Source organism: Micromonospora sp. CB01531, assembly GCF_001905095.1.
Taxonomy (GTDB): Bacteria; Actinomycetota; Actinomycetes; order Mycobacteriales; family Micromonosporaceae; genus Micromonospora.
Map to the genome: position 1 here is coordinate 152,042 of NZ_LWLS01000035.1, position 14,952 is coordinate 166,993.

A 14,952-nucleotide genomic window follows, 5' to 3' on the forward strand; every position below is an offset into this window, starting at 1 on the left:
AGTGACCACGACCGCCGTCAGCGCGGACAGCTCGACGGTGGACCACCGGGATCCGGAGGTCCGCCTCCGGGCGCTGTTCGACGCCGGCTCGCTGCGCCTGCTGGCGCCGCGGGACAGCTCCGGCGTGCGCTACGCGCGGGGGGAGATCGACGGTACGCCGGCCATCGCGTACGCCACCGACGCCACGAAGATGGGCGGCGCGATGGGCGCCGACGGGTGCCGGCACATCGTGGACGCCATCGACACCGCCGTCCGGGAACGGGTGCCGGTGCTCGGCCTCTGGCACTCCGGCGGAGCCCGGCTGGCCGAGGGTGTGGTCGCCCTCGACGCCGTCGGCCAGGTCTTCGCGGCCATGGTCCGGGCATCCGGCCGGGTGCCGCAGATCTCCGTGGTGCTCGGGCCGGCCGCGGGTGGCGCCGCGTACGGTCCGGCGCTGACCGACGTCGTGGTGATGAGCGGGGCCGGCCGGATCTTCGTCACCGGCCCCGAGGTGGTCCGCAGCGTCACCGGCGAGCAGGTCGACATGGCGCGGCTGGGCGGCCCCGAGCCGCACGGCCGGCGCTCCGGTGTGGTGCATGTGACCTGCCAGGACGACGAGGAGGCGCTGGCCGAGTCGCGCAGGCTCACCGCGCTCCTCGGCCGCCAGGGGCGGCTCTCGCCGGACGACGTGGCCACCGGCGACGAGGGGCACGACCTCGCCGCGAAGATGCCGGCCGGGGCCAGCCGGGCGTACGACGTGCGGCCGGTGGTGAAGGCGCTGCTCGACGCTCCGGGCGTGGAGCTGCACGCCAAGTGGGCGCCGAACATCGTCACCACGCTCGGCCGCTTCGCCGGTCGCACGGTCGGCGTGATCGCCAACAACCCGCTGCGGCTTGGTGGCTGCCTCGACGCGTCCAGCGCCGAGAAGGCCGCCCGCTTCGTGCGGATGTGCGACTCGCTCGGGGTGCCGCTGATCGTGCTGGTCGACGTCCCCGGCTACCTGCCCGGCCTGGGCCAGGAGTGGGACGGCGTGGTCCGGCGCGGGGCGAAGCTGCTGCACGCCTTCGCCGAGGCGGTGGTGCCGCGGGTGACGCTGGTGACCCGCAAGGCGTACGGCGGGGCGTACATCGCGATGAACTCCCGCTCGCTGGGGGCGACCGCGGTGTTCGCCTGGCCGAACGCGGAGGTCGCGGTGATGGGCGCGAGCGCTGCGGTGAACGTCCTGCACCGCAAGAAGCTGGCCGCCGCTCCGGTCGAGGAGCGGGAGGCGCTGCGCGCCCAGCTGATCGAGGAGCAGATTCGGGTCGCCGGTGGCGTCAACCGAGCGCTGGAGATCGGCGTGGTGGACGAGGTGATCAAGCCGGCGGAGACCCGGCGGCGGATCGCTGAGGCCCTCGCCGTGGCGCCGGCCGCCCGGGGCGCGCACGGCAACATTCCGCTGTAACCACCGGTCGTACCGTCAGGGTCCGCGCTCATCCGGGCGCGGGCCCTGATGTCTTCTCAGGTCCGGCTGTCCCATGGCCACCCCAGCCTGCCCGCGCCCAGCGCGGCGCCGCACCCGGTTTGCGACCGCCCCGGCCGGCGGGGCGACTAGGGTGAGGGCGGCCGAGACGTGTCGAGGAGCACGCCGTGGACGCGACCGAGATCCGCAAGCTCGCCGCGCTCGAGGACACCCACTGGTGGTACCGGGAGCGGCGGGCCCTGCTGGGTCGGGCGCTGCGGCGGCTGGCGGCGGCCGGGGTGCGCCCGGAGCGGGCGCTGGACATCGGCGCCGCCGGCGGCGGCAACACCCGGGTGCTGCGGGCGCACGGCTGGCGGCCGCTCGCACTGGAATACAGCGCGGAGGGCGCCGGGCTGGCCCGCGAGCGGGGCCTGGCCGTGATCCGGGCCGACGCCCGGCACCTGCCGGTCCCCTCGGCCAGCCTGGGTCTGGTGGTCGCCTTCGACATCCTGGAGCACTTCGACGAGGACCACCTGGCCGCCGCCGAGATCCGCCGCGCCCTATGGCCGGGCGGGACCGCGCTGATCGCGGTGCCGGCCGACATGCGGCTCTGGTCGGCGCACGACGTGGCCGTCGGGCACGTCCGCCGCTACGACCGGGCCGGGCTGCGGGCGGTGGTGGCGAAGGCCGGGCTGGCGGTGGACGAGTTGTGGAGCTGGAACGTGCTGCTCCGGCCGGTCGCGGCCTGGCGGCGGCGCCGATCCGCCGGCAGCGACCTGGACCACCTGCGCCCCGCGGTCAACCGGGGACTGCGCGCGATCATCACCGCCGAGCGGTACCTGCCGGTGCGGTCGCTGCCCGGCGTCTCGCTGATGCTGCGCGCCCACCGCCCGGCCTGACCGGCCGGAACACCGGGTCAGCGGGGCGCGGGCACCGCCTCGCGAGCCAGGGTGAGCGCGCCGAGCAGCGCGGCGTCGTCGGCGAACCGGGAGAGCACCACGTCGGGCCGGTGCGGCAGCACCTCCTTGAGCCGGTCGACCAGCAGCCCGCGGATCAGCGCGCTGCGGGCCACCCCGCCCACCAGCACCACCCGTTGCGGATCGAGCAGCAGGCAGCAGGTGACCAGGTGTCGGGCCACCTCGTCGACCCGGGCGGTCAGCGCGTCGCGCGCCGCCCCGGGCCGCTCCGCCGCGTCGGCGAGCCCGGCCGCCCCGCCCGGCACGCCGAGGTCCTCGGCGAGCCGGTCCAGCGCCCGGCCGGAGAAGTCCAGCTCCAGCATGGTGCCCGGCCAGGGGCCGCCGGCCACGGCGTACCCGATCTCGCCGGCCGCCCCGCGGTGTCCGGCCAGGACGGTCCCCCCGACCGTCACGGCGGCCGCCACGCCGGTGCCGATGCCCACCACCAGGCCGGGGTCGGCGTCCCGCAGCGCGCCCAGCCGCAGCTCGGCCAGGGCGGCGGCGTTCAGGTCGTTGTCCACCGCCACCCGGGCCACGCCGAGCGCGTCCCGGACCGCGTCGGCCAGCCGCAGCCGCTCCCACCCGGGCACGTTGGGGGCCAGGTCGATGCCGTCCGGGCGGACCACGCCGGGCGAGGCGACCCCGGCCGCGACGAGCGGCCCACCGACCTCGGCGACCAGCTCCGCGGCGAGGTGCAGGGCGCGGTCCAGCGCCTGCGGCGCGCCCTGCTCGGCGTGCGTCGGGACCCGGCGGTGGGCCAGGAGCTGCCCCTCGGCGTCGGCCACCCCGACGGCCATCTTGGTGCCACCGAAGTCGATGCCGAGCAGCAGCCCGCCGGTCCGGGTGGACCCCGCCAGCTCCACGCTCACCGGGCCACCAGCTCGGCGGCGACGGCGTCCAGCGCGTCGTCCGCCCGGCGGAGCCGGTCGCGCACCGCCGCCAGGCGGTCGGCGACCCCCTCGAACGCGACGCGCAGCGTACCCACCTGGGCGCGGACCGCGGCGGCGCCCGGCCCGTCCACCTGAGCCCGGTTCAGCACCAGGTCGGGACGGACGGCGGCGGCGATCAGGTCGGCGACCGCGGCGTCGTCGAGCGGGCCGGTCAGCCCCGCGGCCGCGGCCCGGACGCCCTCGGCGGTCCAGGTGTCCGGGCCACCGGCCCGGACCAGCCGGCCGACCACCGAGTGGGCGGCCCGGAACGGCACCCCGTGCCGGGTCAGCGCGTCGGCCGCGGCGGTGGTGGTGGCGCCGGAGGCGACGATCTCCTCCCGGCTCGGCGGCGACAGCGGCTCCACCTCGGCCAGGAAGCCGCCGACCAGGGCGAAGAAGCGCTCCGCCCGGTCGTTGCTCTCCCAGAGCCGGACCTGCACGTCGGTGGTGGCGTTGTTGGAGTCCTCCCACCAGGCGGCGCCGACGTTGTTCAACACCGAGGCGGCGTCCGCCGCGGCCGCGCCGGCGTACGAGACCAGGTGCTCCAGCACCACCGGGTTGCGCTTCTGCGGCATGATGCTGCTGCCCTGGGTGAAGTCGCCCGGCGTGGTGACCCACTGCCAGCTCAACCAGTCCATCAGGGTGCGGGCCAGCCGGGCCCCGGTGGCCAGCGCCTGCGCGTTGAGGGTGCCGACACGGACCAGGTGGTCGGCGCCGGCCACGGCCTCGTACGAGTTGGTCACCAGGCCGGCGAACCCGAGCAGCTCCGCCACCCGGGCCGGGGCGATGTCCAGGTCGGTGCCGGCGAACGCGCAGGAGCCCAGCGGCGAGACGTTGAGCTGGTCGATCAGGTCGGCGTAGGCGGCCGCCTCGCCGGCGAGCGCCTCGGCGTACCCGGCGAGCGCGTGCCCGATGGTAGTGGGCTGGGCCGGCCGGCGGTGGGTGTAGCCGGTGATGACCACGTCCGCGTACCGGTCGGCGCGGTCCAGGCCGGTCCGGCCGGTGGCCAGCACCCGGTCCAGCACCCCGAGGAGCTGGTCCCGCAGCAGCATCCGGAACACCCCGGCATCCAGGTCGTTCCGGCTCCGGGCCAGCTGCACGTCGAGCTCGGCGGTGGGGATGCCGCACGCCTCGGCGAGCCGCTTCTCCAGCAGGTAGTACGTGTCCTCGAAGCTGCCGTCGTACGCTGGCGTCGGGGTGGTGTCGGCGCGCAGGACGGCCAGCCCGCGCAGCAGCCGGGCACCCCGCTCGGCGGGGATCAGCCCCTGCTCGGTCAGCATCACCACGTGCGCCTGGCTGGCCCGGACCATTGCCGGATACAGGTGGCCCACATGGTGGTCGTAGGTGGGCGCCAGGTGGTGCCGCTGGTAGGTGGTCAGCGGGGATGTGCTCATGACGGTTCCTTCCAGTCCGCGGGCGGGCGGTGGGCCGCCCCGATGCGGGTTCGGCCGGTCAGTCGGTCAGGCCGAGCAGCCGTTCGGCGTTGCCGGCGAAGATCGCGCGTAGGTGGTCGTCGGGCAGGCCCAGTTCCCGGCAGACCCGGAGCTGGTCGTCGAGGTAGCGGGTGACGTAGCCGCGCGGAAACCAGGACGAGTCGCTGCCGAAGACGATCCGGTGCGGGCCGATCGTCTCGTAGCAGCGGCGGAACAGGTCCTCCAGGGTCAGCTTGTACGGCATCCACCGCACCCACTGGTTGGAGCCGGACGTGTCGACGTGGATGTTGGGGCAGCCCCAGGCGGCGAAGAACAGCTCCTGCACGTGCTGGACACCGAAGTGCGGCACCACCACGGCCAGTTCCGGGAAGCGCCGGGCCATCCGGGCCAGCTCGTCCGGGCCGCCGTACCGGCCGAAGCTGAGGCCGCCGGCGCTGCCGTAGTGCCCGATGTGGATCAGGACGGGCACGCCGAGTCGCTGGGCGGTGCCCCAGAGCGGGTCCAGGTCCTCGTGGTCGAGCGGGCCGCGCAGCAGCGGGGCGAACAGCTTCAGCCCGCGCAGGCCACGCTCGGTCACCGCGCGTTCCAGTTCCCGCGCGGCGTCCGGGCCGTACGGGTCGTGGTGGGCGAAGCCGAGCAGCAGGTCTGGGTGGCGGTCCACCACGTCGGCGAGGGTGTCGTTGCCGCCGCCGGTCACGAAGACAGCCTTGCGGATGTTGACCGCGCGCAGTTCGCCGGCCCAGCGGTCGGCCTCGTCCTGCCAGCGCTCGGCGGGCGGCTCGGGGTCGGGGAAGCCCCACGCCTGCCGCCACTGCCGGGCGTACGGCGCGGAGCCGGCGGCCCGGACCATCCGCTCGTGCTCCCCGCCGGGATGCATGCCGGCAGCCTGCTCGCAGGCGTGGATCGTCTCGTCCGCGCCGATCCGGAAGTGCAGGTGGAAGTCGACGACGTCCAGTCCCCGGTCGCTGCTCATGCCGGCGCCTCGCTACGCTCGGCCCCGGCATGAGGCACCACGGCGCTGTGCTGATGATTCGCTCGCTGGCGCTCGCTCATGATGCTCCCTCCGTCGGCAGTGGATCGGCGGTGGGCGGCGCCGGCGGTGGGGCGGCCACCCAGGCGGCGACGACCTCCCGCAGCCGCTCCCCGGCCAGCGCGCGGACCCGCCGGCCGGCCTCCTCGCTGGCCAGCGAGACGTGCCCGGACCAGCCCTGCCAGGGCTCGGGGTGCGACTCCACGAGCACGTACGGGTGGGGCACCGGCAGTTTCGGCCGCGGCGGCAGGTCGGTGGCGGCGTCGAGGCGTACCGCGCCGGGGTCGAAGCCGAGCACCCCGGAGGTCTCGTACGCCCCGCCGTGCCCGCGGGCCGGCGGTGCGCCGTAGATCTCCGTGGTCTCCGCCGGGTTGACCAGCTGGAACCAGTTGACCAGCAGCAGGCTGGCGGTGCGCCGGCCGGAGACCCATTCCATGGCGGCCCGGACCGTGGACATGTTGGCGTCGTGGCCGTTGACCACCAGCAGCCGGGGGAAGCCGGCGGCGACGATGCCCTCGATCACGTCGGCGAGGTAGCCGATCGCGATCTCCGGCCGGATCGCCACCGTCCCCGGCCAGGGCCGGGTCTGCCCCGGGCAGGCGGCGTACGCGACGGCGGGGAAGAGCACGCCGCGTGGCCCCGGCTCGTCGCGGGCGGACTCGCCGGCGAAGCCCTCGGCGAGGATCAGGTCGGTGCCGAGCGGCAGGTGCGGACCGTGCCACTCGACCGCGCCGACCGGGAGCACCGCGAAGTCCGCCGCCGCGGCGACCGCGGCGAGTTCCCCGCCGGGGACCCGGGCGGCGGGAAGCAGTCCGCCGCCCGCCGGCCAGCGGTCCGTCACGCCGTCCACTGCGCCGCCTCCCGGCTGGCCTTCGGGCCGCTCTCCAGCCGGCCGGAGACCACCATCACCACGAAGATCAGCACGACCTGGAGCATGCCGTACGCGGCGGCGGTGCCCACCTCGAACGAGTACATCCGGTTGTTGATCTCGACGGAGATCGGCGCGGTCTCCGAGGTGTAGATGAGCACCGAGGCGACGAACTCGCCGACCCCGTGCACGAAGGCGAGCAGCGCGCCGGCCAGCACGCCCGGCAGCATCAGCCGCAGGGTGACCGTGCCGAACGCCCGCCACCAGGACGCGCCGAGGTTGCGGGCGGCCTCCTCCAGCGACGGGTCGAGCTGGGCCAGCGTCGCCGAACTGGAGCGGAACACCAGCGGCAGGAACCGCACGAAGTACGCCAGCGGCATGATCCAGAAGGTGCCGATCAGGACCTGGCCGAAGCTGAACGCGTTGCCGGTGCTGAACGCCGAGATCAGGTTGATCGCCACCACCGTGCCGGGCAGCGCCCAGGCCAGCATGACCGCCACGTCGAGCAGGCCGCGGCCGCGGAAGTCCAGCCGGCGCACCGCGTACGCGATGAGCACGCCGACCGCCACGCAGGCGACCGTGGCGATCAGGCTCATCTGCAGCGAGTTGACGATCGGCCGGTACGCCCCGGCGTCTGTGAAGATCGTGACGAAGTTCTGCATGGTGTACGCCGAGGGGATCACCTCGGTCGTCCACGAGCCGTCCTGCGAGAACGCCACCAGCGCGATCGTGCCCACCGGGGCGAGCAGCACCAGGGTGCCGAGCAGCGAGGCGAGCAGGGCCAGCCACCGGCCGAACGGGTTGGTGAGCTCGCGACGGTGCGAGGCGACGCCCTTGGACTGGGAGCGGTAGCTGCGCCGCCCCTCGTACCAGCGCATGCCGAGCAGGAACAGCACCGACACCACGCCGAGCACCGAGGCGTACGTGGAGGCCATCGGCAGGTCGCCGTTGGTGCGGTTGATGTAGATCTGCATGGTCATCGTCTGGTCCACCCCGAACAGCAGCGGAGCGGTGTACGACGCCAGCGAGGTCATGAAGACCAGCAGCGAGGCGGAGACCAGCGCCGGGGTGAGCATCGGCAGCAGCACCGTGCGCCAGACCCGGAGCCGGCCGGCACCCAGGTTGTACGCGGCCTCCTCCACCGACGGGTCCATCCCGACCAGCGCGGCCGAGGTGGCCAGGTAGAAGAACGGGTACATGGTGAACGTGTGCACCACCAGCACGCCGGCGATGCCGGTGAACGGCAGCACCGGGCTCTCGGTGCCGAACAGGTGCTGCAGGCCCCGCGGCAGGATGCCGGTCTCGCTGTAGAGCAGCTGGAACGAGATCGCCCCGATCAGCGGCGGCAACGCGGCCGGCACCAGGATGATCGCCTCGATCAGCCGGCGACCCGGGAACGAGAAGCGCTTGAGCAGGAATGCCATCGCCACGCCGACGATGCCGCAGAGCACCACGCTGGCCGCCGAGATCACCAGCGAGGTGACCAGCGAGGAGCGGGCCACCCCGTCGCCGGTGAGGAAGATGGTGTAGTTGGCCAGGCCGTCCACCCCGACGCTCTCCGCGAAGGTGGCGAACATCGGCTGGACCACGTACCCGAAGAGGATCAGCGCCAGCGGGAAGACCAGGACGTACGGGAACCAGGGTGAGTTGGCGCCGCCGGCGAACCGCCGGGATCGGCGGGCCCGCGGCGGCGTCGGCTCCTTGGTGACCGGCGGGACGGTGGCCGCGCCGGGGGTGGCGGGAATCGTACTCATGGACGCACCACCCACATCCGCTCCCGGGGCAGCCGCAGCCCGACCTGGTCGCCGACCGCCAGGCCGGCGGGTACGTCGATGGCGGTGACCTGCACCGGCTCGCCGGCCACGTCGACCAGGAGGTTGGTGGACATGCCGGTGAACTCCAGCTCGGTCACCCGACCGGACAGCGCGCCGGCCTCGGTGGCCGAGGCGAGCCCGATGTGCTCGGGCCGGACGGAGACCAGCGCGGTGCCGTTCTCGCGTAGGCCGTGCTCGGCCGGCGCGGCCACGGTCACCTGGTCGCCGCCGGGCAGCGCGACGGTGACGGTCTGCGGGCCGGCGGTGGCCACCGGCAGGCTGAGCACGTTGCTGCGGCCGATGAACCGGGCCACGAACGCGTTCGCCGGCCGGTGGTAGATCTCCTGCGGCGCGCCGATCTGTTGGACCCGGCCGGACTCCATGACGGCGATCCGGTCGGACATCGCCATCGCCTCGGCCTGGTCGTGGGTCACGTAGATGGAGGTGGTGCCGGCCTCCCGCTGGATCCGGCGGATCTCCACCCGGGTCTCCTCGCGCAGCTTGGCGTCGAGGTTGGACAGCGGCTCGTCGAGCAGCAGGGTACGGGGGCGGATCACCAGGGCGCGGGCCAGCGCGACCCGCTGCTGCTGGCCGCCGGAGAGCTGGTCGATCCGCCGGTCGCCGTAGCCGGCGAGGTGCACCTGGCCCAGCGCCTCCTCGACGCGCCGCCTCGAATCGGCCCGGCCGACCTTGCGGATCTTCAGGCCGTACGCGACGTTCTGCGCCACGGTCAGGTGCGGGAAGAGCGCGTAGTTCTGGAACACCATGCCGGTGTCGCGCTTGTTCGGCGGCCGGTTGGTGACGTCCTCCTCGCCGAAGCGGATCCGGCCCGAGGTGGGGAAGTAGAAGCCGGCCACCATGCGCAAGGTGGTGGTCTTGCCGCAGCCGCTCGGGCCCAGCAGGGTGAAGAACTCACCCGCGGCGATCCTGATGTCGACGTCGTCGACGGCCGCAGTGTCGCCGGCGCGCGCGAATCGCTTGCTCACCGACTCCAGCGTGACATCGGTCATGATGTCTCTCCTTGCGTCCGGTTACCGGGTCTGACCGGTGGTGGGGTGGGGCCAGACCCGGTCTGGCGGCGTGCGTGACGGGGGGGCGGGGTGCCGGGCGCGAGGTCGCACCCGGCACCCCGGTGGTCAGCCCTTGTTCTTGATCTGGCTGTTCCAGTGGTTGATCCACTCGGTCTCGTTCTTGCCGATCACGTCCCAGTCGACGTCCAGCGGCTTGAGGTTGAGCTGGTTCAGCCACTCCGGCTTCTCGGCGATGTCCACGGCCGGGATCTGGAAGTAGTCCTTGGCCAGGTCGGCGCGGAGCGAGTCGTCGAAGAGGAACTCGATGAACTTCTGCGCGCCGGTGGTGTTGCCGCCCTTGACCGCGGCCAGGCCGTCGACCAGAACCGGGGCGCCGGAGGCCGGCATCACGTACCCGAAGGGCATGTTGGACTGGTTGGCCTGGAGCAGGATGTCCTGCAGGTTCCAGGCGCTGAGGACGCCCTGCTGGCGGGACATCTTCAGGTAGAGGTCGGTCGGGTTGGCCGCGTACGCGCCGGTGTTGGCGTCGAGCTTCTTCAGCCAGTCGTAGCCCGGCTGCGGGTTGCTGCCGTCCGGCGACTGCCGCTGGATCATCGAGGCGTAGATCGACCGCATCGTGCCGGAGGCGGCCACGTCACGGATGATGATCTTGTCCTTCCACTCCGGCTTCAGCAGGTCGTCCCAGTCCTTCGGGGCCTGCTCCGGGGTGAGGGCCTTGTTGTTGTACATGATGACCTCGGGCAGCAGGATCTCGCCGAACCAGCGGCCCTCGGGGTCCTTGTACTTGGCGTCCATCTTGCCGGCGAACGACGGCTGCCAGGGGTTGAGCAGGCCCTCGGTGGCCCCGGCGGCCAGCCCCTGCTGGGTGCCGCCCCACCAGACGTCGGCCTGCGGGTTGGCCTTCTCGGCCCGGACCCGCTCCAGGATCTCCTGCGCGCCGAGGTTGAGGACCTCGACCTTGCCCTTGTACTCGGGGTACTTGGCGGTGAACTTGTCGACGACGAAGGTGGCGACCTTCTTGTCGCGGGCCGTGTAGATCGTCAGCTTCTCGGTTTCGCCGGCGGCCTTGTCGGTCGAGCCGCCACCGCAGGCGGTGCCGGCGGCGAGGACGGCGGCGAGCGCTCCGGCGAGAAGAAGTCGGCGTCTCATGGGGTACCTCCGAGGGATGTGGGGGAACTGCGTTGTTCTGACGGGAACGGTCTAGGGGGCGGGTAGCAGGGTGGACAGGCCCGCGGCGGCGGCGGAGAGGGCGTAGCTGACCGCGCCGTGCAGCACGGCCCGGTCGCCGAGGACCGCCCGGCGGACCTCGGTCGGGCTGGGTGCGGCGGCCGACACCAGGGCCTGGAGCCGGTCGACCGCGGCGTCGTCCAGCTCGGCGGCGGCCCCGCTGAGCAGGACCCGGCCGGGGTCGACGACGCAGGCGCAGGAGACGATGAGGCGGGACCAGGCGGCCAGCACCTCGTCCAGGTACGCGGCGGCCAGGTCGTCGGCGGCGGCCAGGCCCACCAGGGCCCGTACCGGCGACTCGGGCCGGCGGCCCGGGGCCAGGGACACCACCTTCTCGGCGATGGCGCTCTCCGACCAGCGGGCCTCGAACGGGCCGATCCCGTCGTGCCCACGGTCGGCCGGGTCGAGGGGCAGGAAACCCACCTCGCCGGCCGCCCCGCCGGAGCCCCGGCGGACCTGGCCGTCCAGCACCAGACCGGCCCCGATGCCGTCGGCGACGTGCAGCAGGAGCAGGTCGGCCACGTCCGTGCCGGCGCCGGCCGCGTGCTCGCCGGCGGCCATCAGGTTCACGTCGTTGTCCACCACCACCGGCACCCCGAGCCGCTGCCGCACCGACTCCCCTATCGGCCGCCCCTCCACCAGGCCGACCGAGGGGGCGAGCCGGACCGCACCGCCGGAGGAGACGCCGGGGGCGGCGATGGCCACCCCGCGCAGCGCGGGCAGGCCGTCGCCGGCCAGGTCGGGCACCGCCGTGCAGATCAGGTCGACGATGTCGCCGATGAGCCGCACGGTCCGGTGCGCCACCACGCCGCCGTCGCTGTCGGCGATCTCGCAGCTGATCCGGGCCGGCTCCAGCGAAACGGCGGCGACCAGCTCGGCGCGGGGGTTGAACTCCAGCATGGCCCGCGGCCGGCCGGCCCGGGACGCCCCGGGTCCGCGCTCGATCAGATAGCCCTCGGCGATCAGGTCGCGGACCAGCGGGGTGAGCGTGGCCGGGCTCAACCCGGTGAGCTCGGTCAGCTCGGCGCGGGAGAGCACCCGCACCTGGCGGGCGGCGGAGATCACGGAGAGCCGCTTGATCTCCTTCGACCGCTCCCGGCTCACCGGGCTCGTCGGTGGCGTCACCACGTCAGTCACACTTCCTTCCTACGGCGAACGAATTATTGAGTCAAGTAACGAATGGGTCTCGGCCGCCCGACGCGACCGTGATGAGCAGCGGAAATGTCGACGAACCGGCCGACACTTCCCGGAGTGGAGCAAGATCCAGAGCGTCCATGGCGGCGAATTACTTTCTTCCGCAAATTAAGAAAGATCTTGCACAGCATTGACTAGCCGCCGCGCCGGTCCCTAGCGTCACCGAGCGAAGGCCTTCCAGTGTGTACGGAGTCCCGTACCGCTGCGTACCCGGCGGCCCGGGGCGCCCGTCGGCGCCCACCGTCCCGCCGCCCACCGCCCACCGTCCGAAAGCGACCACCACGTCGACGCCGGCCCGCGTCCGACGTCGCTGGCGGCTGCCCGGACCTCGGCCCAGTCGGAAGGATCCGCATGCGACGCAAGACGTTCCTGCTACCCACGGCGCTCGCCCTGGCCCTCTCCGGGGTCCCGGGCGTGGCCCTCGCCGCGCCCGCGCCCGCCCCACCCGCCGTCGACCTCGACGTGCTCTTCGTCAGCGCCCATCCCGACGACGAGGCGGGCAGCCTCGCGACCCTGGGCCAGTGGAAGGAGCGGTACGGCGCGAAGGCCGGCGTCGTGACCATCACCCGGGGCGAGGGCGGCGGCAACGCGGTCGGCCTCGAGGAGGGCCCGCCGCTCGGCATCATCCGCGAGCGCGAGGAACGCACCGCGATCGGCCGCGCCGGGGTGGAGAACCTGTACAACCTGGACCGGGTCGACTTCTGGTACACCGCCTCGGCTCCGCTCTCCGAGCGGATCTGGGGGCACGACGACACCCTCGCGCAGATCGTGCGGGTGATCCGGCAGACCCGGCCCGAGATCGTGCTGACGATGAACCCGTCACCCACCCCGGGCAACCACGGCAACCACCAGCAGGCCGCCCGGTTCGCCGCGGAGGCGTTCCACGCCGCCGCCGACCCGAACGCCTTCCCCGAGCAGCTCACCAAGGAGAGACTGAAGCCGTTCCGGGCGGCGAAGTTCCTGCGTACCGGTGGCACCGGCAGCTCGTCCGCCGGTCCGGCGTGCGCGTCGAGCTTCGTCCCGACGGTGCCGACCGATCAGGTCTTCGGCGTCTGGGAGGGCACCCCGAGCCGCACCGGGAAGACCTGGGCCGAGATCGAGGTGGACGCCCGCCGCGACTACGTCACCCAGGGCTGGGCCGGTACCGCCGCCGCCCCGACCGATCCGGCCAAGATCCGCTGCGACTTCTACACCCTGGTCGACAGCCGGGTCCCGTACGACCCGGCGGACACCTCCGCCGAGGCGATCCTGCGCGGCTCGGTGCTGCCGGCCGCGCCCGGCGGGCTGCCCCGGGACACCGAGCTCTACCTGACCACGGACCGGTTCGACCTCGCCCCAGGCCAGACCGTCGAGGTGACCGCGCACGTCCGGGCCCCCCGCGACCGGGCGCTGACCCAGCCCCGGGTCGCCCTCCGGCTGCCCGAGGGCTGGACCGCCACCGGGTCCGGCACGCTGCCCGGCGCGGTGCCGGCGGGCCAGGAGCGGACCGCCACTTTCACCGTCACCGTGCCGGCCGCCGCCGACACCAACCAGCAGCGGCTGCTCGGCGCGACCCTGACCACCGGGCAGGGCGTCGGGCGTACCGACCGGGCGGTGCGGGTGGTCGCCGACGTGCGCGGCACCCTGGAGCCGCTGCCCGAGGTGGGGATCTTCCGGGACTGGGCCGGCGACAGCGGCTACCCGCAGCTGGACACGCTGATCAAGCCGGTGCTCACCATCGGCTCGGGGCAGAGCCGGTCGGTCCGGGTGGATCTGCGCAACCACGGCCAGGTCGCCCAGCGCGGCCAGGTCACGCTCGGCCTGCCGGCGGGCTTCAGCGCCGACGCGGCCACCAGGAGCTACCCCGAACTGGCCGCCGGCGCGACCGGCGCGGTGACCTTCACCGTCACCAACACCGACGCCACCCTGCCCACGGCCAACGAAGGCGGCACCGACGGCGACTACGGGATCACCATCACCACCACCAGCGCCGCCGGCAGCACAGTCGAGACCGGTGCCCTGGAGATCGTCCCGACCAGCGAGGTGCCGCACGCCGGGGCCGGGCACGCGGTGGACGGGGTGGCCGCCCCCGGCGAGTACCCCGGCCCGGAGCTGGACCTCTCCCGGATCTGGGAGGGCGAGCCCACCACGGCGCGGGACGCCTCGGCGACCGGCCGGATCGCCTGGACCGAGGACGCCCTGAAGGTCTTCGTGCAGGTCACCGACGACGTGCTGGGCCGCAAGGTGGTGCCGCAGGACTGCAAGCGGCAGCGCCGCACCGACAGCGTGGAGATCATCATCGACCCGTCGGGGAACTCGGCGGACACCTCCACCGCCTTCAAGGCTGGCATCTTCCCGGTCACCGACGACCCGGCCAACGGCGACCCACCGTGCTGGCAGCGGGACGCCGACAACCGGCAGGGGCCGGGCGCGACGACCGCGCCGGGGATGACCGTGGTCAGCAAGGTCAGCGCGCCGTACACCGGCTACACCATCGAGGCGAGCATCCCGTTCGCCGTGCTGCCGGACGCCGTCGACCCGGCCCGGATGGGCTTCAACGTGCTGGTCTACGACTCGGACACCCAGGACCTGACCTCCCAGTCGCGGCTGGGCTGGTCCACCTTCACTGGCGTACGGGCCGACCCGTACCGGTACGGCCTGGTCACCCTGCCCGGGTACACCCCGCCGGCCCGCCAGCCCAGCGCCCCGGTGTTCCCGGACACCGCCGCGCGCAGCGTGCACAGCCCGCAGACCATCGCGCAGGCGGCGACGGACGGGATCGCGCCGGCGGCCGTGCCGCGGCTGCCGGTGGGCGCCCTGCGGCTCACCGACGCCCGCGCGGTCTCCGACGGCGTCTCGGTCACCCTGCGGGCCGACCGGGCCGGCACCGCGTACCTGTACGGCTGGGACGGTGACCGGTCCACCGGCGACCGCACCGTGGCCCTGGCCGCCGGCTCGCCGGTGACCGTGGTGGTACCGGTGACCGCCGGTACGCCGGCGTCGCTGCTGGCCGCGTTCGAGGCGGACGGCGCGGCGCTCGCCCAGGCGGTTCCGCTGGGCTGAGCCGACCG

At 73.8% G+C, this 14,952-nt stretch carries 11 protein-coding genes; 3 read left to right on the forward strand and 8 right to left on the reverse strand.

The window, feature by feature from the left end; genetic code table 11:
• Position 1: 1 nt before the first annotated feature.
• Together A6A27_RS07170 and A6A27_RS07175 are read left to right on the forward strand one after the other, a co-directional pair.
• Positions 2-1,423 (forward strand): acyl-CoA carboxylase subunit beta, encoded by a 1,422-nt coding sequence (locus A6A27_RS07170; RefSeq protein WP_073833738.1) that lies wholly within the window; start codon positions 2-4, stop codon positions 1,421-1,423.
• Between the two features lie 185 nt (positions 1,424-1,608).
• Entirely contained in the window at positions 1,609-2,319 is a 711-nt protein-coding gene (locus A6A27_RS07175) for a class I SAM-dependent methyltransferase (protein ID WP_073833739.1), read from the forward strand.
• A gap of 17 nt (positions 2,320-2,336) precedes the next feature.
• On the opposite strand, the gene A6A27_RS07180 is transcribed toward A6A27_RS07175, so the two are convergent.
• The 8 genes from A6A27_RS07180 to A6A27_RS07215 all read right to left on the reverse strand — a co-directional run bounded on the left by A6A27_RS07180 (position 2,337) and on the right by A6A27_RS07215 (position 11,845).
• Positions 2,337-3,245 (reverse strand): ROK family protein, encoded by a 909-nt coding sequence (locus tag A6A27_RS07180; RefSeq protein WP_241825109.1) that lies wholly within the window; start codon positions 3,243-3,245, stop codon positions 2,337-2,339.
• A complete protein-coding gene (locus A6A27_RS07185; protein ID WP_073833740.1) occupies positions 3,242-4,699 on the reverse strand; it encodes a lyase family protein in 1,458 nt (485 codons plus the stop codon). Before A6A27_RS07185 ends, A6A27_RS07180 begins: the two co-directional genes overlap by 4 nt.
• Positions 4,700-4,757: 58 nt before the next feature.
• On the reverse strand, positions 4,758-5,711 hold the full coding sequence (locus A6A27_RS07190; RefSeq protein ID WP_073833741.1) for an amidohydrolase family protein: 954 nt from the start codon (positions 5,709-5,711) through the stop codon (positions 4,758-4,760).
• A 76-nt stretch (positions 5,712-5,787) separates the two neighbouring features.
• Entirely contained in the window at positions 5,788-6,618 is an 831-nt protein-coding gene (locus A6A27_RS07195; protein ID WP_073833742.1) for a creatininase family protein, read from the reverse strand.
• Entirely contained in the window at positions 6,606-8,390 is a 1,785-nt protein-coding gene (locus A6A27_RS07200) for an ABC transporter permease (RefSeq protein WP_083672477.1), read from the reverse strand. The genes A6A27_RS07195 and A6A27_RS07200 overlap by 13 nt, the downstream gene beginning before the upstream one ends.
• Positions 8,387-9,460 (reverse strand): ABC transporter ATP-binding protein, encoded by a 1,074-nt coding sequence (locus A6A27_RS07205; RefSeq protein WP_073833743.1) that lies wholly within the window; start codon positions 9,458-9,460, stop codon positions 8,387-8,389. The genes A6A27_RS07200 and A6A27_RS07205 overlap by 4 nt, the downstream gene beginning before the upstream one ends.
• A gap of 126 nt (positions 9,461-9,586) precedes the next feature.
• A complete protein-coding gene (locus A6A27_RS07210) occupies positions 9,587-10,630 on the reverse strand; it encodes an extracellular solute-binding protein (RefSeq protein ID WP_073833744.1) in 1,044 nt (347 codons plus the stop codon).
• 51 nt (positions 10,631-10,681) lie between these two features.
• Positions 10,682-11,845 carry an ROK family protein gene (locus A6A27_RS07215; RefSeq protein WP_073833745.1) on the reverse strand — a complete coding sequence of 388 codons (1,164 nt, stop codon included), beginning with the start codon at positions 11,843-11,845 and terminating at the stop codon, positions 10,682-10,684.
• Between the two features lie 408 nt (positions 11,846-12,253).
• Between A6A27_RS07215 and A6A27_RS07220 the strand changes: the two genes are divergently transcribed.
• Complete coding sequence (locus A6A27_RS07220; protein ID WP_073833746.1) at positions 12,254-14,944, forward strand: sugar-binding protein; 2,691 nt, start codon at positions 12,254-12,256, stop codon at positions 14,942-14,944.
• The last annotated feature ends 8 nt before the right edge of the window (positions 14,945-14,952 follow it).